Annotated in this window: 22 protein-coding genes and 1 riboswitch; of the genes, 10 read left to right on the top strand and 12 right to left on the bottom strand. The window is 61.9% G+C overall.

Annotated features, from left to right (window positions below; all coding sequences use genetic code 11):
• Window positions 1–105: 105 nt before the first annotated feature.
• Window positions 106–215, bottom strand: a riboswitch (glycine riboswitch).
• A 224-nt stretch (window positions 216–439) separates the two neighbouring features.
• From ACXJKE_RS16290 to ACXJKE_RS16275, 4 genes are all read right to left on the bottom strand, one after another.
• Entirely contained in the window at window positions 440–982 is a 543-nt protein-coding gene (locus ACXJKE_RS16290) for a GrpB family protein (protein ID WP_457281620.1), read from the bottom strand.
• 197 nt (window positions 983–1,179) lie between these two features.
• Window positions 1,180–1,662, bottom strand: a complete 483-nt coding sequence (locus ACXJKE_RS16285) for a hypothetical protein (protein ID WP_457281619.1) — start codon at window positions 1,660–1,662, stop codon at window positions 1,180–1,182.
• Entirely contained in the window at window positions 1,659–2,393 is a 735-nt protein-coding gene (locus tag ACXJKE_RS16280; RefSeq protein WP_457281618.1) for an alpha/beta fold hydrolase, read from the bottom strand. Before ACXJKE_RS16280 ends, ACXJKE_RS16285 begins: the two co-directional genes overlap by 4 nt.
• Window positions 2,394–2,423: 30 nt before the next feature.
• Window positions 2,424–3,656: a CaiB/BaiF CoA transferase family protein gene (locus tag ACXJKE_RS16275; protein WP_457281617.1), complete on the bottom strand. Its 1,233-nt coding sequence runs from the start codon at window positions 3,654–3,656 to the stop codon at window positions 2,424–2,426.
• A 347-nt stretch (window positions 3,657–4,003) separates the two neighbouring features.
• On the opposite strand from ACXJKE_RS16275, the gene ACXJKE_RS16270 reads away from it, so the two are divergent.
• Window positions 4,004–4,432: a hypothetical protein gene (locus ACXJKE_RS16270; RefSeq protein ID WP_457281616.1), complete on the top strand. Its 429-nt coding sequence runs from the start codon at window positions 4,004–4,006 to the stop codon at window positions 4,430–4,432.
• Window positions 4,433–4,588: 156 nt separating this feature from the next.
• A complete protein-coding gene (locus tag ACXJKE_RS16265; RefSeq protein WP_457281615.1) occupies window positions 4,589–4,969 on the top strand; it encodes a DUF1801 domain-containing protein in 381 nt (126 codons plus the stop codon).
• A gap of 789 nt (window positions 4,970–5,758) precedes the next feature.
• Here ACXJKE_RS16265 and cynS read toward each other — a convergent pair.
• From cynS to ACXJKE_RS16225, 8 genes are all read right to left on the bottom strand, one after another.
• Window positions 5,759–6,202 carry a cyanase gene (gene cynS / locus ACXJKE_RS16260; protein WP_457281614.1) on the bottom strand — a complete coding sequence of 148 codons (444 nt, stop codon included), beginning with the start codon at window positions 6,200–6,202 and terminating at the stop codon, window positions 5,759–5,761.
• Between the two features lie 67 nt (window positions 6,203–6,269).
• A complete protein-coding gene (locus ACXJKE_RS16255; protein ID WP_457281613.1) occupies window positions 6,270–7,067 on the bottom strand; it encodes an ABC transporter ATP-binding protein in 798 nt (265 codons plus the stop codon).
• 46 nt (window positions 7,068–7,113) lie between these two features.
• On the bottom strand, window positions 7,114–7,977 hold the full coding sequence (gene ntrB / locus ACXJKE_RS16250; protein ID WP_457281612.1) for a nitrate ABC transporter permease: 864 nt from the start codon (window positions 7,975–7,977) through the stop codon (window positions 7,114–7,116).
• Between the two features lie 154 nt (window positions 7,978–8,131).
• Window positions 8,132–9,496 (bottom strand): CmpA/NrtA family ABC transporter substrate-binding protein, encoded by a 1,365-nt coding sequence (locus ACXJKE_RS16245; RefSeq protein ID WP_457281611.1) that lies wholly within the window; start codon window positions 9,494–9,496, stop codon window positions 8,132–8,134.
• Between the two features lie 300 nt (window positions 9,497–9,796).
• Window positions 9,797–10,216 carry a CBS domain-containing protein gene (locus ACXJKE_RS16240; protein WP_457281610.1) on the bottom strand — a complete coding sequence of 140 codons (420 nt, stop codon included), beginning with the start codon at window positions 10,214–10,216 and terminating at the stop codon, window positions 9,797–9,799.
• 120 nt (window positions 10,217–10,336) lie between these two features.
• Window positions 10,337–10,996 (bottom strand): response regulator transcription factor, encoded by a 660-nt coding sequence (locus ACXJKE_RS16235; RefSeq protein ID WP_457281609.1) that lies wholly within the window; start codon window positions 10,994–10,996, stop codon window positions 10,337–10,339.
• A 35-nt stretch (window positions 10,997–11,031) separates the two neighbouring features.
• On the bottom strand, window positions 11,032–12,216 hold the full coding sequence (locus ACXJKE_RS16230; RefSeq protein ID WP_457281608.1) for a PAS domain-containing sensor histidine kinase: 1,185 nt from the start codon (window positions 12,214–12,216) through the stop codon (window positions 11,032–11,034).
• Between the two features lie 12 nt (window positions 12,217–12,228).
• Window positions 12,229–12,828, bottom strand: coding sequence for a hypothetical protein (locus ACXJKE_RS16225; RefSeq protein ID WP_457281607.1), 600 nt, complete (start codon window positions 12,826–12,828; stop codon window positions 12,229–12,231).
• Between the two features lie 217 nt (window positions 12,829–13,045).
• Between ACXJKE_RS16225 and ACXJKE_RS16220 the strand changes: the two genes are divergently transcribed.
• The 8 genes from ACXJKE_RS16220 (at window position 13,046) to ACXJKE_RS16185 (ending at window position 19,408) form a co-directional block, all read left to right on the top strand.
• The gene (locus ACXJKE_RS16220; RefSeq protein ID WP_457281606.1) at window positions 13,046–13,603 is read left to right on the top strand and encodes a hypothetical protein; all 558 of its coding nucleotides are present in this window, start codon (window positions 13,046–13,048) and stop codon (window positions 13,601–13,603) included.
• A 15-nt stretch (window positions 13,604–13,618) separates the two neighbouring features.
• Complete coding sequence (locus ACXJKE_RS16215; protein ID WP_457281605.1) at window positions 13,619–14,923, top strand: MFS transporter; 1,305 nt, start codon at window positions 13,619–13,621, stop codon at window positions 14,921–14,923.
• Window positions 14,920–15,363, top strand: a complete 444-nt coding sequence (locus ACXJKE_RS16210; RefSeq protein ID WP_457281604.1) for a PTS sugar transporter subunit IIA — start codon at window positions 14,920–14,922, stop codon at window positions 15,361–15,363. Before ACXJKE_RS16215 ends, ACXJKE_RS16210 begins: the two co-directional genes overlap by 4 nt.
• The gene (locus ACXJKE_RS16205; protein ID WP_457281603.1) at window positions 15,332–15,601 is read left to right on the top strand and encodes an HPr family phosphocarrier protein; all 270 of its coding nucleotides are present in this window, start codon (window positions 15,332–15,334) and stop codon (window positions 15,599–15,601) included. The genes ACXJKE_RS16210 and ACXJKE_RS16205 overlap by 32 nt, the downstream gene beginning before the upstream one ends.
• A 3-nt stretch (window positions 15,602–15,604) precedes the next feature.
• On the top strand, window positions 15,605–16,531 hold the full coding sequence (locus ACXJKE_RS16200; protein ID WP_457281602.1) for a tetratricopeptide repeat protein: 927 nt from the start codon (window positions 15,605–15,607) through the stop codon (window positions 16,529–16,531).
• Entirely contained in the window at window positions 16,528–18,291 is a 1,764-nt protein-coding gene (ptsP, locus tag ACXJKE_RS16195; RefSeq protein ID WP_457281601.1) for a phosphoenolpyruvate--protein phosphotransferase, read from the top strand. Before ACXJKE_RS16200 ends, ptsP begins: the two co-directional genes overlap by 4 nt.
• A 207-nt stretch (window positions 18,292–18,498) precedes the next feature.
• Window positions 18,499–18,957 carry a Spy/CpxP family protein refolding chaperone gene (locus tag ACXJKE_RS16190; protein ID WP_457281600.1) on the top strand — a complete coding sequence of 153 codons (459 nt, stop codon included), beginning with the start codon at window positions 18,499–18,501 and terminating at the stop codon, window positions 18,955–18,957.
• On the top strand, window positions 18,950–19,408 hold the full coding sequence (locus ACXJKE_RS16185) for a DUF4260 domain-containing protein (RefSeq protein WP_457281599.1): 459 nt from the start codon (window positions 18,950–18,952) through the stop codon (window positions 19,406–19,408). Before ACXJKE_RS16190 ends, ACXJKE_RS16185 begins: the two co-directional genes overlap by 8 nt.
• The last annotated feature ends 25 nt before the right edge of the window (window positions 19,409–19,433 follow it).

Here is a 19,433-nt window from a genome sequence, read left to right as displayed (position 1 = left end):
TCCTTTTCATTCAAGCAGAACATTGCAGTAGCGCAAGCGCCGTGCCAGGGGTTGCTGTTGAATCGGAAGAATCGTGGCAACCGCCAAGCCATCACATGCTTGCGGCCGCTTCCACTGTCCTTGTTACCTGAGAGATTCAGCCGTTGCTTGGGGCTTCGGCTTTGCTCCTTCGGTGCGCTGCACCTTGCGTGCGGCGTCTCTCCAGACGGCTGTGTGTTCCGGGCAGTACGGGACCTGAGCGATTATGGAAGTTTGCGCCTTCGGTGGCTGCCTTGTGGGGCAGCGCTCTCCTGCTTGAACGGGTTTGAATTTACCACCGAAGCCTGTTTTGCCAAGCGTGAATGCGGCGTTCAGTACAGGTCTAGCGGGTTGATTCAGGCTCTTAATAGTAGGTGGCGGGCCTGGATTGCCAAAACCCCTGGGCGAGCACGCGAGAGGCTCAGCCTTCGCTCGCTGCGCTCACAAACGCGGCTTTGGCATGGGTATAGGCCTCGCGGTCACCCGGGTGCCTGGCCGCCAGTTCCGCCTTGAGCGCGGCATAGCGCGCCGCCAGCGCCGGGTCCGAACGCAGGGCGTCGCGAAAACGCAGGCGCTGCGCCCACACCTCGCCGCCGCGAACCACCAGGTGCAGATGATGCGTGCGCCGCCCTTCTGTCCAGCGCATCAGCCATTTACGGTCGGTCAGCGAGGCGTTGAATTCAGCGGAGGTCGTGTAACCGTTGGCGCACAGCGGCGCCAGAAGCGCCTCGGCCGCCGCCATGGATTCCACACCGGCCAGCATATCGATCACCGGTTTGGCCGCCAGGCCGGGCACGGCTGTGCTGCCGATGTGCTGGATGTCGATCAGGCGGGCCGGCAGCTGAGGGGAGAGCGCAAGCAGGCGGTCCCGCTCAGCCACAAACTGCTGGGGCCAGGCTGGGTTGTAGGCCTGCAAGACCACTTCCTCGTGGATAGCGGCAAGCAGCGATTCCTGGTCAGTCATGCGCGTGACGGCTGGCAGGTTGTTGTGCAGGGGCAAAAAACGCTGTGCGACACGCCAGAATCCTTTGCGGGGTCATTTTTAAGGCGGCTTTAAGCATGAAAAAGGCCATTTGCCCAATCAGTGATTGCGCGAGCAGCTATCAAAACAATAGCAACCAGAAATCCCCACGGCTGCGAATGGGGCGGTCTGCATTTCATTTACCTGAGCGCCAGCACAGCTTTGCGCGCCTGCGTCAGTCGCTCTTCCAGGTAGGCGCCATAAAAGTCGGTAGATGCCAGGCCGACCAGCCGTTCCGCCAGGTCTTGCCCGGCCGGGCCCAGAAACAGCACGGTGGGTGTGAAACCGGCTTTCCATGCGGCCACTTGCGCCGCAGCCGTTGTCACCTGGCCGTCAAAGCCGGTCAGCGGTGTCGTGCGGTCGCTGATGTTGAGTTGCCAGGCGTGCAGGCTGCCGTCTCGTTGCCCTGGCAGCAGGTAGTTGCGCCGTACCAGCTCGCAGAATGGGCAGCCGGGCAGGCTGACCAGCAGCACCAGCGGCTCATTTTTAAGGGCGGCGATTCCAGCGGCAGCCGGCAAAGAGGCCGGCACAGGCAAGGCCGTGTCTTTGGCCAGCGCAAGCTGGGGCACGGCCAGCCCGGCTGCCAGCGCGGCTGTGAACTGGCGGCGGGCCACCTGGCTCATTCAGCGCTTTCCAGCAAAATCTTCGTCAGCGCAGCCGGTTCGCTGATCATGGGGTCATGGCCGGTTTTGATTTCGACCACGCGCGAATTCGGCAGCCATGCACCGTCCCAGAACTTTGCGTCCTTCACGCGCAGCCGGCTGGGTTCAATCGTGGCCAATGCGGGCTCGGTGCAATTCACAAAAGTGCGCGGCACGGCGGCTACGCGCTGCATATCAAAGTGCAGCGGTGCCTGGTAGGTGTTGCCGGGGTGCGGCGTCTGCCGGCGCTTGACCCATTCGCGGTCGGCATCGTGCAGGCCGAACACCTCCGGGTCGGGCGCCGGAAAGCTGAAGCTGGGTGAAGCCTGCGCCGCCGCCATGCGCTGCTGCTGCGTGGCGCTGGCCTGTGTGCTGCTCCAGCTCTCGCCGGGTTTGGGCACCACCGCATCCACATACACCAGGTGCTTGATGCGGTCGGGCATGCGGTCGACCACCGCCGTGCCAATCATGCCGGCATAGGAATGCACCGCCAGAATCACTTCATGCAGCTCTTCCGCCTCAATCAGGTTGATCACGTCGTTGATGTGCGTGTCCAGGTTGATCGTGGGTGAGAGCAAATGGGCCCGCTCGCCCAGGCCGGTCAGTGTCGGCGTGAAGACCTTGTGGTGGTCCAGCTGCAGTGCCTGCGCCACGCGCCGCCAGCACCAGCCGCCATGCCACGCGCCGTGCACCAGAACAAAATTGTGTTTCATCGAGTCACCTCTTTGTGGAAGGTTGCTGCATCAAATGGTCTTGCCACTCTTCAGTTCAGATAGCTGGGCGTCTGAATAGTTCAGTACCTCGCGCAGCACTTCATCCGTATGCTGGCCCAGCAACGGCGGCGGCAGATCGGTGCGCACCGGCGTGGCGCTCATGCGGATGGGGCTGGAGACCAGCTTCAAATCATCCTTCACCGGGTGCTTCCACTCCGTCACCATCTTGCGCGCCTCGATCTGCGGGTCAGCAAACACCTCTGCCAGGCTGTTGATGGCACCGCACGGCACTTTTGCCGCCTCCAGCGCACCCAGCCAGTCGGCTTTGCTGCGCGTTTTCATCACCGCTTCCAGGATCGGCACCAACTGGCCACGGTTGAGCACGCGGTTGCGGTTGGTGGCAAAAAGCGGGTTGGTCGCCAGCTCCGGAATGTTGGCCACCGCGCAGAACTTCGCATACTGCGAGTCATTGCCCACCGCGAGGATCAAGTGATCTTTGCTGCCATCCGCGGCCGGGGCCACTTCAAACACCTGGTAAGGCACGATGTTCTGGTGCGCATTGCCCGCCCGGCCCGGCGCCTTGCCGCTGACCAGATAGTTTGCGCCCAGGTTGGCCAGCATCGCCACTTGCGTATCCAGCAGCGCCATATCCACCTGCTGGCCCTCGCCGGTTTTCTCGGCATGGCGTAGTGCGGCCAGTATCGCCACCGTCGCATACATCCCCGTCATCAAATCCGCCACCGCCACACCCACTTTTTGAGGCCCACCCCCCAGATCGTCGCGCTCGCCGGTCACACTCATCAACCCGCCCATGCCCTGGATCGCATAGTCATACCCCGCACGGTCGGCATAAGGCCCGTTCTGCCCAAAGCCCGTGACCGAGCAATACACGAGGCGCGGGTTAATGGCCCTCAGCGACGCATAGTCCAGCCCATAGCGCGCCATATCGCCCACCTTGAAGTTCTCCACAAACACATCGCAATGCGCCGCGAGTTCCCGCACCAGCGCCTGGCCCGCGGGTTGGGCAATGTCGCAGGTGACGGATCTCTTGTTGCGGTTCGTGCCCAGGTAATAAGCCGCTTCGGTATCCGCCCCCTGCGCATCCTTCAGAAACGGCGGCCCCCAGGTCCGCGTGTCATCACCCGTGCCGGGGCGTTCAATCTTGATGACATCCGCGCCCAAATCAGCCAGCGTCTGGGTACACCAGGGGCCTGCGAGTACGCGGGAGAGGTCGAGGATGCGGATGCCGGATAGGGAGTTCATGGTGGCATTTTGCCTTTACATCGGAGCGATGGGCGATGTAGGCGCACCCAGATCGTCGGCGACTTTGTCGAATTCAATCTCCCTGCGTGCTTTTTCTAGTGGGGTTGATGTAATCTGCTGTTTCTCTCGAAGAATTTCAGAAACCCAAGGCCATGCTATTCCGCGGTTTTGTTGGACATATCAAAGTTAGAACGCAGAATAGGCCTTCATGAAATGCGTTTCAACCCGTCATCACAACGGACTGCCTGAGGTAGCCGCTGAATCTCAACGTTAGGCGACACCCAATGAGGACACTCAGCTTCGATGCAAGCTTCCTTTGCAACTCGAAATTGCGGCAGGAGAAGATCGTGGAGACTGACCGACCGCTGATAGATCGTTACTGGGACGATACGGAGTCCAATAAGGAGCGCTTGACCAAATACGGCCAATGGGTGGTTAACGAAGACAAGAGCGTGATATTGAGGGCTATGGGAGGCGGCTCGTTTGAAATCCCCGAGATGTATGACCTTGTCTACAAGGAAACCAAAGTCCACCTGGAGTGCGGCGGAGGTGGTGATCGCGCCAAGATATCCGTAAATATGCCTGATGGTAGTTGCGACATAACGATCTTCGTAAGCCACATTCGGATTCCACCTGAGTTGTTCCAGGAACTGACCTCGCTGCTTGAGGTGACAGTCGAGGCTCTCGCTGTTGACTGCTTTGGGTCTTCACGGTCAGGAAAACTGGTTGTTGAATTCCGTCAAAATCCGGCCCTGTTGAATTCCGTCGTAATCTGACCCACGTAGGCGCTCCCTGCTTGGTTCAAAAGCAGGGAAGCTGAGGAGCGCAGACGTGGCGACATTGAATGTCATCAGGTGTTGGGCGCTGCGAGATCAGATGTCTATCCGCGAAATTGCAAGGCGCTCAGCGCAATTCAACAACCACTTGCCATGATGAAAAAAACCATTCCCGCCACCAGCCCTGACGCGTATGTCACCGGCCTGTCCGGCTGGCAGCGCGCTGCGGTCGAGCAACTGCGGGCCGCCGTCCTGGGCAGTGCCGCGCTGGACGAAGTCATCAAGTGGGGCCACCTGGTCTATTTGTCGAATGGCCCTGTGCTGTTAATCCGCGCTGAAGAAACCCGCGTGCTGTTCGGTTTCTGGCGAGGACAGCGCCTTCGCGAGGTGGATCCGCTGCTAAAACCCGGCGGCAAGTACGAAATGGCGACGAGAGAGTTCCACGAGGGTGATGAGGTCAACGCCGCCTTGTCGCACCGCCTCGCCAAAGAGGCGGTGCAGCTTAACAAGACACTTGGCGACCCCACGAAGCTCTGACATGCGGATTGCATGACAACATGAACCAGCTCTTGAGAGTTCGAACAACTGCCGGCTTGCTCTTTGCGACGGGTCTTTGGAGCTTGTCGGCTCCAGCCCATGCACTTTCTTGCGTGGGTGTCGACGACCGATTCTTTGTTCAATGTTCTAACGGAAGCTGCGCGGTGAAATTTCGGGCGAGAGATATTCCTGCACCTGGAGCTTGTGAAAGACGTACCGTGGTCGAGGCCGTTCCCGTGGACGTAGCCGAAGTTCTCATGCGTCGGGTCTCGAGTGAACTGGGTTCTGGGGATTACAAGGTCACCCTTGTCCATCGCTATTACGCAGACCCCCCCCGTAAACGCCGAAGAGCTCACCCGAGCACTTGCGGCGCATGAACTCAAAGCGCCTCGTGTTCATATCAGCCGACTTTCTGCCGGGTCAAGTCCGGACCAGCTCCGTGACGATTGGACAGGACAAGCCCGGCGGTCGCTGTTGCAGCTGTTCGCATACTGGACCTTCGAACTTGTCCTTCTTATTGGTGGTTTGTACGTGTTGTATCGAACAACGTCCATCTTCCGCCAACGTTTGAAGCTGGTGCGCCGCGTTTCGCTCGCTGGCCCTATTGCCTTTCAAGTGGGCCTTTTTTTCCTCGCTATTTTTTGCCTGGGCTCTATGTCCGGCCCTTTCTTGTTGAGCTTGGTCGCTCCTGTGATCCTGGTCATTTGGCTCCTTGAGATAGGCGCCTACTTCTGGGCGCGCCATCGGTCAAGAAATGCAGTCAGTTGCCCCTAGGTCTCGCCAGCTTCATCAATAAGTCTTGTACGGCAAAAACTTCCCCGACAGCACCACATTCACCCGATCCCCCTTGGGATCCGGCTGCCGCACGATGTCCATGCTGAAGTCAATCGCGCTCATGATGCCGTCGCCAAATTCTTCGTGGATCAGCTCCTTTATCGTGGTGCCATAGACGCTGACGATTTCGTACCAGCGGTAGATGAGTGGGTCAGTCGGTATGGGTGTGGGCAGTGAGCCTTTGTAGGGAACGACCTGCAGCCACTTTTGCTCCTCGGCCGTGAGGCCAAAAATTTTGCCTATGACTTTGGCCTGCTTGGCGTCAAACGTCATTTGGCCCAGGCAGCCGGCGGTGACCCACTCTTTGCTGAGGCCGACCTTTTTGGCGACGGATTCCCAGGTGATGCCTTTGCTGACTTTGACAGTAATGATTTTTTCGGTGATGTCGTTGCGGTTCATGGTCTCTTTGCTCCTGTGCTTGAAATGGTTTGGGTGAAGGTGAAAAGTAAAACGTGAGGTGATGCGGTCAATGCGCCTTGGCGCGGGTAACCAGGAAATCGACGATGTGGTTGCGTAGCTCGTAGTAGCCGGGCAGGTGGTGGAGGCCGGCGCGCGTGCGTTCTCGTGGCAACGGGTTGATGACTTCTTCGGCGATGCGGCCTGGGGCGTAGACGCCTTCGTTGTCGGCGCCGTTGCTCATCAAGAGGATGCGGTCGGCCAGCAAAATGGCTTCATCCACGTCATGCGTGATCATGAAAACGGTTTGCTGCGTCTCGCGCACGATGGCCATCAGTTCGTCCTGGATGGTGCCGCGCGTCAGGGCATCGAGTGCGCCGAAGGGTTCGTCGAGGAGCAGCATCTTGGGCTGGATGGCAAAGGCGCGGGCAATGCCTACGCGTTGCTTCATGCCGCCTGAGAGCTGCGACGGTTTTTTGTCGATGGCGGGTGTCAGGCCCACCATGGCGACGAACCTTTCCACATGCGCATTGACTTGTGCCGAAGTCCAATCGGCCCAGCGTGACACCACCGCAAACGCGATGTTCTTGCGCACGGTGAGCCAGGGCATGAGGGCGTGGCTCTGGAACACCACGCCGCGCTCCAGGCTGGGGCCGCCGATCTCGCGGTTTTCCATGAAGATGTGGCCGGCGGTGGCGCTGTCGAGTCCGGCCAGCACATTGAGGATGGTGGTCTTGCCGCAGCCTGAGTGGCCGATGATGCAGACGAACTCGCCCTTGCTGATGCTAAAAGACACATCGGCAAATACCGGCCGGGCGGGCGTAAAGGCTTTGCTCAGGCCTTCGATCTTGAGGAATCCCTGCTGCATGTTGTGTTCTTTCATTGGCGTGGCGACAGGCGCGCGCGCAATAGGCTCACTCCACATAAGTGACGACCTTCTGTAGTTGAGCGAAGGCCAGGTCCAGCAGCATGCCGACGATGCCGATGACCAAAATGGCGAAGATCACGTTGGTGAGTGAGAGGTTGTTCCACTCGTTCCAGACGAAGTAGCCGATGCCGGTGCCGCCCACCAGCATTTCGGCGGCGACGATGACCAGCCAGGCGATGCCCATGGAGATGCGCATGCCGGTCAGGATGGTGGGTGCCGCCGCCGGCAGGATCACCTGGAAGGCCTTGCGCAGGGGACTCACTTCCAGCGTGCTGGCCACGTTGATCCATTCACGTTTGACTGAAGCCACGCCGAAGGCGGTGTTGATCAGCATGGGCCAGACCGAGCAGATGAAGATCACAAAAATGCCCGAGATCGATGAGTCCTTGATGGTGTAGAGCGCCAGCGGCATCCACGCCAGCGGCGAAATCGGTTTAAGCACCTGGATGAAAGGGTCAAATGCCCGGCGCAGCAGCGGCGACATGCCGATCACAAAACCCAGCGGCACGGCGACTGCGCACGCCAGCAAGAAGCCCAGGCCTACACGCGCCAGCGAATGGCCGAGCTGGATCAGGATGCCCTTGTCGTTGGGGCCGTTGTCATACAGCGGGTCGGACACCTGCTTCCAGATGGCTGTGCCCATCTGGCCCAGCGTGGGGAAGCCGGTGGTCTTGGTGTTGCCCGGGTCCTTGCCCATCATCTTCTGGTACTCGATCTGTTCGGCGCTCAGGCCCGCCGTGCTGGCTGCCGGCGTACCGGATGCGGGCAGCGTGGCCACGTACCAGATGCCCAGAAAGGCGAAAAAGATAAGCAGCGAGACGAGTCCCGCCTTCAAATTTAAAGATTTCATGGCGAGACAAGAGGTGAGCGGGCTTGGGTCGCCAAGGAAAACCAAGCCGGGGCCGCGGAACCGGCTTTGCCGGGCCGCAGGCGCAGCGGCCCCTTTTGTGATGAAAGGGGCAGGGAAAGGCCGCAGGCAACACGAAGTGAGTGACCGTGGGGGCTCATAATTTGTTGATGGCGAAGCTCTTCACGTAATCGTCAGGTTTGGCCGGATCAAACTCCTTGCCCATCACCTTGAACTTCTTGTAAGCGCCTTCGGGCGGCTTGAAGCCGGCCAGCGCCATCTGCTTCTTGGCGTCGGTCAGCATGAAGACCTTTTCGGCGATCTGTTTGTAGTTAACCTCGCCCTTCACATAACCCCAGCGCTTCATCTGCGTGAGCATCCACACCGCCATGCTCTGCCACGGCACCGGGTCGAAGTTGGCGCGGTCCGGCACGTTGCGGATATTGCCCAGGCCATCAGCGAACTTGCCGGTCAGCACCTGCTGCAGCACGGCCTCGGGCTGGTTGAGGTATTGCGTAGGCGCGATCACCTTGGCGATCAAGTCGCGGTCTTTGGGCTGGCTGGCCATGAAGGAGGCACCCAGCACCGCGCGGTACAGCGCGGCAAAGGTGTTGGGGTTCTTCTGGATGAACTCGTCGCTGACGCCAAAGGCGCAGCAGGGGTGGCCATCCCAGATTTCCTTGGAGAGGATATGGATGAAACCGACTTCGTCATACACCGCGCGCTGGTTGAAGGGGTCGGGGCCCAGGAAGCCGTCGATATTGCCGGCCCGCAGGTTGGCCACCATCTCGGGCGGCGGCACTACGCGCAGTTGCACATCGGTGTCGGGGTTCAGGCCGTTCTCGGCCAGGTAGTAGCGCAGCAAAAAGTTGTGCATGCTGTACTCAAACGGAATCGCGAACTTGAAGCCCTTCCAGTTCTTCGGGTCGCGGTTGTTCTTGTGCTTCACATGCAGCGTGATGGCCTGGCCATTGGTGTTCTGGATGCTGGCCACATTCATGTTGACCTGGTTGGAACCGAGGCCCATGGTCATTGCCAGCGGCATGGGTGACAGGAAGTGGGAGGCGTCATGCTCCTTGTTGATCATCTTGTCGCGTATCAGCGCCCAGCCGGCGGTTTTGTTGAGCTGGACGTTCAGGCCTTCTTTTTTGTAAAAGCCCAGCGGGTCGGCCATGATCAGCGGGCTGGCGCAGGTGATGGCGATGAAGCCGATCTTCAGATCCTTCTTTTCCAGGGGCACGCGGTCTTGCGCCATGGCCTCCAGCGCACCGAGCGGTAGCACCGAGGCAATCGCAGCGCGCGCCGTGTTGGCGCCCACCGCGCGCAGGAAGTGGCGGCGCACGCTGTCAACCGGGAACAGCGCCTTCACCAGGCTGGCTTCCATGAAGCTGTGCGAGAGCGCTTGCGGGCTGGCGGCAGACGCATTGGCGGCCTGGTGATCGGCCGCGCTGTGGTCCCTGCCGCAGCTGCATTTGAGCATCAGGGGCTGGTCGGCGTCGTAGGGAGAAAAGAGGTCAGACATGGCGCGCACCTTTCTTTGGAAGATGCGGCTGTCTTGCAAGCAGCGGGCCAATTTTGGCCAATTGGGGCGAAAGCGCGGCAGGTGCCGCATTTCGCTGTGGATGCCATGACAGGGTGTAGGGCACTCACTACAAAAACCGGCGCAGCGGAGTCGGCATGCTGCCTTTTCGTGCGCCGGCGCAGGCGTTTAATGGTTTTTTTGAACCTTCAGCAGCTTCGCGCCTGCGCACAGCGGCGCGGCGGTGCCGTCACCGCACCAAATCCGCGCAGGGCACCGCCCGGCACCCTGCGGTGGGGGCGATCACGCCGGTGAGGAGATTTCGCCCAGCGACTGGCCAACGTCTTCTTCGTCCTGCCCCTTGACCGCGATGTCGCCAATCGAAATGATGCCGACCAGGCCATCCGAGGCATCAAGCACCGGCAGGCGGCGTATCTGGCTGGTAGCCATCTCGGCGAGCACCGTGTCCAGGTCGTCGCTTTCGCGGGCGGTGCGCACGTCGGTGCTCATCACCTTGCTCAGCGGCGTGTCACCGTCCAGGCCCTGCGCCACGGCGCGCACGACGATGTCGCGGTCGGTCACGACGCCCAGCAGTTTGTCGCCCTCGCACACGGGAATCACGCCCACGTCGAGTTCGTCCATCGCTTTCGCGGCCGAAGCCACCGTGTCAGTGGAGGCCAGGGTTCGCACATTGCGGGTCATCACGTCGGTGACGGTTGTCATTGAAATACTCCTTGGGTTGAGCCGGCGGCGCCGTCTGCAACCAGCATGCAGCGCTGGTGGGTGCTTTTTAATCAGCGGGCACCCAAGCGGCCGTAGGACAAGGCCGCGCCAATTGCGCCGTCAGGAGCTGGCAGATGTTTTTGCGTGGCGTTCGGCGTACAGCGCCAGTTCCACGTCATTTTTGGCGCCGGTTTTTTCCAGGATGCGCAGCCGGTAGGTGCTGACGGTATTGGACGCCAGGCCCAGTTGCGTGCCGATCTCGCCGACGGACTTGCCGGCCGTGAGCAGGCGGAAGACCTGGTGTTCGCGGTGCGACAGGGCTTCAGCGCCGCTGCGCCCGCCGTTGCCACCGACTGCGCTGGCCAGCGCTTCGGCCGTGGCGGCTGAAACGTACATGCCACCAGCCGCCACCTTGCGCACCGCGGCAATCATGTCGTCGGGATTCGCGCTTTTGTTGAGGTAACCGGCCGCACCCAGCTTGATGCAGCGCACCGCGTATTGCTTTTCGGGGTAGGTGCTGAGCATCAGCACCGGCAGGCGCGGCCAGCTTTTTTTCAGGGCCTGCAGCACATCCAGGCCGTCGCGGTCGGGCAGGGCGATGTCCAGCAGCACCGCGCTCAGGCCCTGGTCACCGCCCAAAGTGTCGACGCGCTGCAGGATGTCGGGTCCGGTTTCCGCTTCGGCCACCACCTCGATGTCTGACGCGTCGGCCAGCACCTGCTTCAGGCCTTCGCGCACGATGCGGTGGTCGTCGCCGATCAGGATTTTCAGGGTGTTCATGGCGAGTGGTGTGAGGTGGAGTGATCTGGTAATTGCTATTGATTTGATAGCTGTATGCGCAGATGAAAACTGGACCCGAGGCCGATCTGGCTTGAAATGTCGAGGCTGCCGCCCAGATGCCGCGCGCGCTCGCGCATGCCCATCACGCCGTAGGCATTGGCTGCCTCAAAGGCGGCGGCTTCGGCGCCGCGGCCGTTGTCCTGCACGGCGATGCTGATGTCTTTGGCCGTGGCCCGTATGGTGATAGCTACACGACTGGCGGCTGCATGGCGGCCCACGTTGCTGAGCATTTCCTGGAAGATGCGAAAGATGGCAATCGCCGAGGGCTCGGGCAGGGGCGCGGCGTTTGCAACGTCCATCTGCCAGTCCAGGGCCAGCTCGGCCGACTGCACAAACTCATGCGCCTGCCAGTCGAGTGCGGCCCACAGGCCCTGGTGGTCCAGGATGCTGGGGCGCAGGTCGGTGATGATGCGGCCCACGTTGTCGACCGCGTTTTCAATCAGCCGGCCCATGTTCTGGCATTTGCTGCGCATGGTGTCGCGCATGGCCTGCGCGTCGCCGGGTTCGCGTTGTTGCTGTTCGCCCAGGCGTTTGTCGAGCCAGCCCACATCCATCTTCAGCGCCACCAGCAGGCTGCCCAGCTCGTCATGTACCTCGCGCGCGATGCGCGTGCGTTCTTCCTCGCGCACAGTGTGGGTGTAGGCGGTGAGCTCGCGCAGGTGTTGCAGCGCTTCAGACAAGGCCTGGGTGCGTTCGCTCACGCGCTGCTCCAGCACCGCATGCGCCTGGCGCAGCGCGTCTTCGGCCTGGCGGCGCGCCGAGATGTCGACAAAGGTGACCACCGCGCCCTGCACCACGCCGCCTTCGACGATGGGATGCGATGAGTATTCGACCGCAAACGCGCTGCCGTCCTTGCGCCAGAAGAGTTCGGTGTCGATGCGGCAGGGCAGCGCCTTGCGAAAGGCGTTGAAGATGGGACACAGGTGCTCGGGGTAGTGCGCGCCGCCGGCATGGGAATGATGCGCCAGCTCGTGCATGTTGTGGCCCAGCACGTCGGCGGGGGCATAGCCCAGCTGTTCGGCGCCGGCACGGTTGATGAAAGTGCAGCAGCCGTCCATGTCGATGCCGAAAATGCCTTCACCGGTGGACTCGAGCAGCTGCGACAGCTTGTCGCGCCAGACAGGCTGGTTGGCGCCGGGAAGGTGGGCGGGTGCGGGCATGGCGTGGTTCGGTTAACCGCCGTAGTCCGTAAATTCGGTAAACATCTTGTCAGGGCAACGCCCGCCGGAGCCACTGCGCTCGTAGTAGTTCCAGCGGTAAGCCATTTCCGTGTTGTCCTGGCAAGCCACGCCCTTGTACAGCTTGCCGTAAGTGGCCCTTGCGCCTGAGGATGACCGGAAGCTGTCAAGACTTTCAACGACCAGCACACCATCTTTGGGATAAACCTTCAGCACGCCGAAAGACGCATTGCTCGGTATGTCGTAGTCCACATAGAGTTCGGTCCGCTCGGGATTCGGGCGCGCCTTCTCTACCAATATAAAAACCGCCTGTTGCTGCTCAACCAGCTCCTGCTGCGTCAGGTGGATAAACGATTGGGACTGCATTTTTTTGCCGAACTTCAGCGCCGGGCCCAGCACCAGCAAAGGTTTTCGCTCATCCGTAGAGGCAGGGTTGAACCGGTGTTGAAGCGGTTTTTTAAACCTGTTGACGACAGCCGAGAAAATTTCGTCGTCGCTAAAGTTTTGATTCTGCAGCTCCAAAGCCCAGACAGGGTTTGCAGCACATAGCAGCAGCGCAGCCAGTAATCGGTGTGTTTTGAAATCCATCATCATTGAACGGTTGTGATTGTTGGACCGCATCATGGCATGGCAAAGCCTGAGTTCTTTCCATACTGCACATGCGGGCATGAGCAAACATCGTGCCCAGCTTGGTGCGTGGCCGGGACTGTATCAACCCAAAATCGGTACTGAAGCGGGCTGGACGGAGCAGCCTGCCCCAGCTTCGCCCCAAAACGGGCTGCTTTTTTTGATTCCCTGTAAAGTCCAAGGCATGCTTACGATTTCTGGAGGCGCAGCGCACCTCTCGCCGCGGCCGGTCGCCGCCTTTGCCCTGTCAGTGATGATCTTGCTCGCGGCCTGCAGCCCCACGCTGAACTGGCGCGAAGTGCGGCCTGAGGGCACGCGCCTGGCGCTGCTTTTGCCCTGCAAGCCCGACAAAGCCGAAAAGGTGGTTCCACTGGGTGGCCCGGCAACTACCTTGCGCATGCTGGGTTGTGATGCCGGCGGCGCCACTTTTGCTGTGGCGGTGGCCGACCTCGGTGACGCGTCAAAAGCGGCGCCCGTGCTCGCACAGTGGCAAAGCCTCACGCTGGCCAACATGAAGGCCGGGCCTGCGCCGCAGGTGTCGCCACTCAAGTTGCCCGGCGCCGCCGCCTTGCCACCGGCCTCGCTGGTCAAGGCCGAGGGGCAGGGCCCCGACGGCAAACCGGTAAGCGGGCAGGCCGCCTACTTTGTGCAAGGCCCGCAGGTGTTCCAGGTGGTGCTGTATGCCCCGCGCATCGCGCCCGAGGTGGCCGAGACATTTTTCTCCAGCCTCAAGTTTGAATAAAGTGGCTTGCCTTTCATGACCAGCGCAGAAGCTTCCTTGCCGACCTCCCCGAATACCGCTGCGCCGGCTGCCAGTTCGCACCCGGGCCGGCTGGATGCAAAAACCGGCGCTATTGTTTTCCTGGCGTTTGCCGCCGCGTATTTCTGCTCGGCGCTGGTACGGGCCATCACCGCCACGCTGGCGCCTGTGCTCACGCAGGAGTTTTCGCTGCATGCGCGCGACCTCGGCCTGCTGGCGGGCGGCTATTTCCTGGGCTTTGCCGCCACGCAGCTGCCGCTGGGCACCTGGCTGGACCGCCACGGCCCCAAGCGCGTGATCCTGTGCTTTCTGGCGCTGTCGGTGCTGGGCTGCCTGGCCTTTTCGTTGAGCACCAGCTTTGCCTGGCTGTTGGCTTCGCGCGTGCTGGTGGGCATGGGCGTCAGCGCTTGCCTGATGGCGCCGCTCACGGGTTACCGCCGCTGGTATGAGCCGGCCACGGTGCTGCGCGCCAATTCGTGGATGCTGATGACCGGCTCGCTCGGCATGCTGGCGTCTACCCTGCCGGTGCAGTGGCTGATGCCGTTGACGGGCTGGCGGCCCCTCTTCTGGATGCTGGCCGCGATGATCTTGCTGTCGATGGCCGCGCTCGCCTGGGTTGTACCTACGTGGCAACAGACCAAGAAGCACGAAAGCACAGAGACCACCGTGCCCTCAAGCACCGATGCCGGCTACGCGCCGATCTGGCGCAGCCGCTACTTCCGCAAGATGACGCCATTGGCATTTTTCAATTACGGCGGGCTGGTGGCCGTGCAGACTTTGTGGGCTGGCCCCTGGATGATCAGGGTCGCAGGCTATACGCCGCTGGAGGCCGCCACCGGCCTCTTCTATATCAATGCCTCCATGCTGGTGACCTTCTGGAGCTGGGGCATGGTGAATCCCTGGCTGTCGCGGCACGGCTGGGGCGCTACCCGTCTGATCACCTGGGGCGTGCCCTTCAGCCTCACCGTGCTGGCGGTCAATATCGCGGCCGGCAGCTCGACGGGATGGCTGGGCTGGGCGCTGTTTTGCATGGGTTGCAGCGTCATGGGGCTGGCGCAGCCCGCGGTGGGCATGGCGTTCAAGGCCTCGCTGGCCGGCCGGGCGCTCTCGGCCTACAACCTCATGATTTTTGCCGGCGTGTTCACTGTGCAGTGGGGAATCGGCTTGCTGATCGACGTGTTTGCCGCCATGGGCCTGGCACGGGTGGCGAGCTTTCAGGCGGCGATGTCCGTGTTTTTGTGTTGTTGTATCGCCTCATATGGGTATTTCCTCAGTGTGAAAGCTGATAATTCACCGCAATGAACGGCATTTTCATCATTGCTCACGCTCCTTTGGCCTCTGCCCTGCGCCAATGCGTGTTGCATGTGTTTCCGGACAACGCAGCGGGTATTTCCGCGCTGGACGTGCAGCCCAACATGCCGCCCGAAGAAACCCTGGCCCAGGCGCGCATCATGCTGACGCAGCTCGGCACCTCGCATGCCCTGGTGCTGGTTGACGTGTTCGGCGCCACGCCCTGCAATGTGGCGCAAAAGCTGGTGGACGGCGTTCATTCCAAACTCATCACCGGCATCAACCTGCCCATGCTGCTGCGCACCGTGTCTTACCGTCACGAGTCGCTCGATGCGCTGGTAGCGCGCGCGCTGATCGGCGCCACGCAGGGCGTGATGCAGGTGGCCATCACCGCACCGCAAAATCAGGTACGCCGAAATCATGATAAAGACCAGCACGAGCATCAACAATAAGCTGGGCCTGCATGCCCGCGCCTCCGCCAAGCTCACCAAACTCGCCGGCAGCTTTGGCTGCGAGGTCTGGATGAGCAAGGGCGAGCGCCGCGTCAACGCCAAAAGCATCATGGGCGTGATGATGCTGGCCGCCGGCATGGGCAGCACCGTGGAGGTCGAGACCAACGGCAACGACGAGCAGGCCGCGATGGACGCCATCCTCGCTTTGATCGCCGACAAGTTCGGCGAAGGGGAATGACCGATGCCCAAGCGGATTTCAAAGGCGGGCCAGGCGTTTCGCGCCAATGAACGGGGAATCCAGCTTCACGACGAAGGCGAGGATGACCGTGCCCTGGCCTGCTACCGCGAGGCCCTGAGCTTCAGGCCCGACTGGGCCACGCCCTGGTACAACATCGGCCTGCTGCACAAGTACCGGTGCGAATGGCGTGAATCCCTGGAAGCGAACCTGGAGGCCATCCGCCTGGACCCGTCCAGCCAGGGGGCCATCTGGAATGCCGGCATTGCGGCTACCGCCCTGGGCGAGTGGGCCCGTGCGCGCAGCGCCTGGAAGCAATACGGCATCGACATCGGCGACGGCGATGGGCCGGTCGATTACCCCATAGGCGCGACACCTGTTAGGGTGGCCGTCGACGGTGAGCCCGAAGTGATCTGGACCCGGCGTATCGATCCGGCCCGGGCCGTGATTGAAAGCGTACCCCTGGCGGCCTCGGGACGGCGTTACGGCGATTTGCTGCTGCATGACGGCGCGCCCAACGGTTACCGAAAAATCGGCGACCTGGAGAAGGCTGTCTTTGACGAACTGCAGGTGCTCAAGGCCTCTGTCTATTCGACATTCGAAGTTGTTGTTGAAGATGCAACAAGCGCTGATCTGGATGACTTGTACGCGCGCTTTAAATCGGACAGTGTCGTCATGGAAAACTGGACGGAGACGCTTCACACCCTGTGCAAGGCCTGCTCTGAAGGCCGGCCATTTGCAGAGGGTGGTCACAATCATGATGAGCCGGCCCGCGATGACGGCTCATGGCGGCTAGGCATCGCGGCGCTGGAAGCCGGGCAGGCCCGGCGCGCGCTTGATGCGTGGCTGGTCGCGAAGCCGGGTGTGAAACTCTCGGGCTTCGAATGCGTCCTGGATGCAAGCACTGCGCAACACCATGGGAGCGCTGCATGACTTTTTCCGTCCACGGCCTCGCCGTCTCTCGCGGGATCGCGATCGGCCGTGCCGTGCTGGTGGCCTCCAGCCGCGCCGACGTGGCGCACTATTTCGTGGACGACGCCAAGACGGCAGACGAGATCACGCGGGTCAGGGTGTCGCGCAATGCGGTGATGGAGGAAATCACGCGCCTGCAGCAGGACCTGCCCAAGGACGCGCCGCACGAGCTGGCCGCGCTGCTCGATGTGCACCTGATGCTGCTGCAGGACGAGCAGCTGATCAGCGGCGTGAAGCACTGGATCGTCGACCGCCATTACAACGCCGAGTGGGCGTTGACCACGCAGTACGAAATCATTGCGCGCCAGTTCGACGACATGGAGGACGAGTACCTGCGCGAACGCAAGGCCGACCTCGAGCAGGTGGTCGAGCGCATCCTGCGCCACATGAAGGGCGTGGCCTCGCCGGTGCAGCCCGCGGCCCAGGCCGGCGCCAGCCGCAAGCAGTCGCAGCAGGACCTGTTGCTGGACGACACCACCGACGTGCCGCTGGTGCTGATCGCGCATGACATTTCCCCGGCCGACATGCTGCAGTTCAAGCAGAGCCTCTTTGCCGGCTTTGCCACCGATGTGGGCGGCAAGACCTCGCACACCGCCATCGTGGCGCGCAGCATGGACATCCCGGCTGTGGTCGGGGCGCGCAGCGCCAGCCAGCTGATCAAGCAGGACGACTGGGTCATCATCGACGGCGAGGCCGGGGTGTTGATCGTCGACCCGTCGCCCATCATCCTGGCCGAATACGGCTTCAAGCAGCGCCAGGGCGAGCTGGAACGCCAGCGCCTGAACCGGCTCAAGCACACGGCGGCGCTGACCATCGACGGGCAGAAAGTCGATCTGCTGGCCAATATTGAAATGCCCGAAGACACGGTGGGCGCGGTGGCTGCCGGCGCCGTTGGCGTCGGGCTGTTTCGCAGTGAATTCCTTTTTATGGGCCGCAGCGGCAAGCTGCCCGACGAGGAAGAGCAATACCAGGCCTACCGCAAGGCGATTGAAGGCATGCACGGCCTGCCCGTCACCATCCGCACCGTGGACATCGGCTCCGACAAGCAACTGGATCGCCACAAGGCGCAGGACACCCACCTCAACCCGGCGCTGGGCCTGCGCGCGATTCGCTGGAGCCTGGCCGACCCGCCGATGTTTTTGACGCAGCTGCGCGCCATTTTGCGTGCGGCCGCCCATGGCAAGGTCAACCTGCTGGTGCCCATGCTGGCGCATGGCAGTGAAATCCGCCAGACCATGGCACTGATCGACCGTGCGCGCGCGTTGCTCGACAACAAGGGCGTTCCGTACGGGCCGGTGCGGCTGGGCGCGATGATCGAAATCCCGGCCGCGGCGCTGACGCTCAAGCTCTTCCTGAAGTACTTCGATTTCCTGTCCATCGGTACCAACGACCTGATCCAGTACACGCTGGCCATCGACCGCGCCGACGAGGCGGTGTCTCACCTGTACAACCCCTGCCATCCGGCCGTGTTGCGGCTGATCGCCGACACCATCAACGAATGCAACGCGCAGGGCAAGGGTGTCAGCGTTTGCGGCGAGATGGCCGGTGACGTCACCATGACGCGGTTGTTGCTGGGCATGGGCCTGCGCAGCTTTTCCATGCACCCGTCGCAGATCCTGGCGGTGAAGCAGCAAATCCTGCGCGCCGATGCCGCCAAGCTGCAGCCCTGGGCTGAACAGGTGCTGGCCTGCGAAGAGCCGGCGACGATGCTGCAAGGCTGACGGCTGTCAGGCTGCCATTGCTATTAAAAACATAGCTGCTCGCGCACATCCTGATTGGGCTGGAGCCCGAAAACGTTGCTAAATCTTGCCCATCTGCCCATTCAGGGCGGCTGAAACAAAGCGAAACACGCCGCAACCGCGCTGCAAACCGCCCAGGGCCCCCCGCGGGCACCATGAGGAACCTTCACTTCTTCTTTGAGGCTCCTCATGAAACATCGCGTTAAAAAAATCCTGCTCGGCCTTTTCGGCGGGGCGCTCATCGTCGGCAGCCTGGGTGCGTGCTCGCACGGCGGCCACGGCTGGCACGGCGACGCCGGCTCCCCTGAGGCGCGCGCCCGCATGGTCGAAAAAATCGGCTCGCGCCTGGACCTGGACGCTGCGCAAAAGCAAAAACTCGCCGTGCTGGCCGACAAGCTGCAGGCACAGCGCGCGGCCCTGCGCGGCAGCAGTGAGCCACGGGAAGCCGTTCGCGGCCTCTTTGCCGGCAACAAGCTGGACCAGGCCGGCGCCAAAAAGCTGATCGAGGAAAAAACCGCCGCGATTCAGTCCGGCAGCCCGGAAGTGATCGCCGCAGCGGCGGACTTCTTTGACAACCTCAAACCTGAGCAACAGCAAAAAGTGCGCGACTTCATGGAGCGCGGCCGCCGCTGGGGTTACCGTGGCTGAGGCACTTTTCTTCCCGGCAGGCCGAACGGCGGCAACCGCTGTGCGCCGCATCGCCAAGGTGGCTGCCCCGGGCAGCGCCAACGGCGGCGTACGCCTGCTGCTGCGTGCCGAAGGGCTGGTGGTGGTGGCCGCCGCTGCGGCGGCCTACGCCCAGTTCGGCGCGGGGTGGGGCTGGTTTGCGGCGCTATTTCTGGTGCCCGACCTCTCTTTTCTGGCCTACCTGGCCGGGCCGCGTGTGGGGGCTGCTGCCTATAACGCCATGCATTCCTACCTGGGCGCCGTCGGCCTGCTGGCGGCTGGCGTTTTGGGCGCTGCACCCATGCTGGTGGCGGCTGGGTTGGTCTGGTGCGCGCATATCGGCTTTGACCGCCTGCTGGGTTACGGGCTCAAGTACGGTGCGGGGTTCGGGCACACCCATCTGGGGCGCATCGGGCCCAAAGATCCGTGGTGAATAGCGCCTTTCTCCGCTTCAAAGG

Source organism: Polaromonas sp. P5_D5 (genome assembly GCF_054049435.1).
Note: the sequence above shows the minus strand (reverse complement) of the source record. Positions and strands in the feature narration are given on the sequence as shown.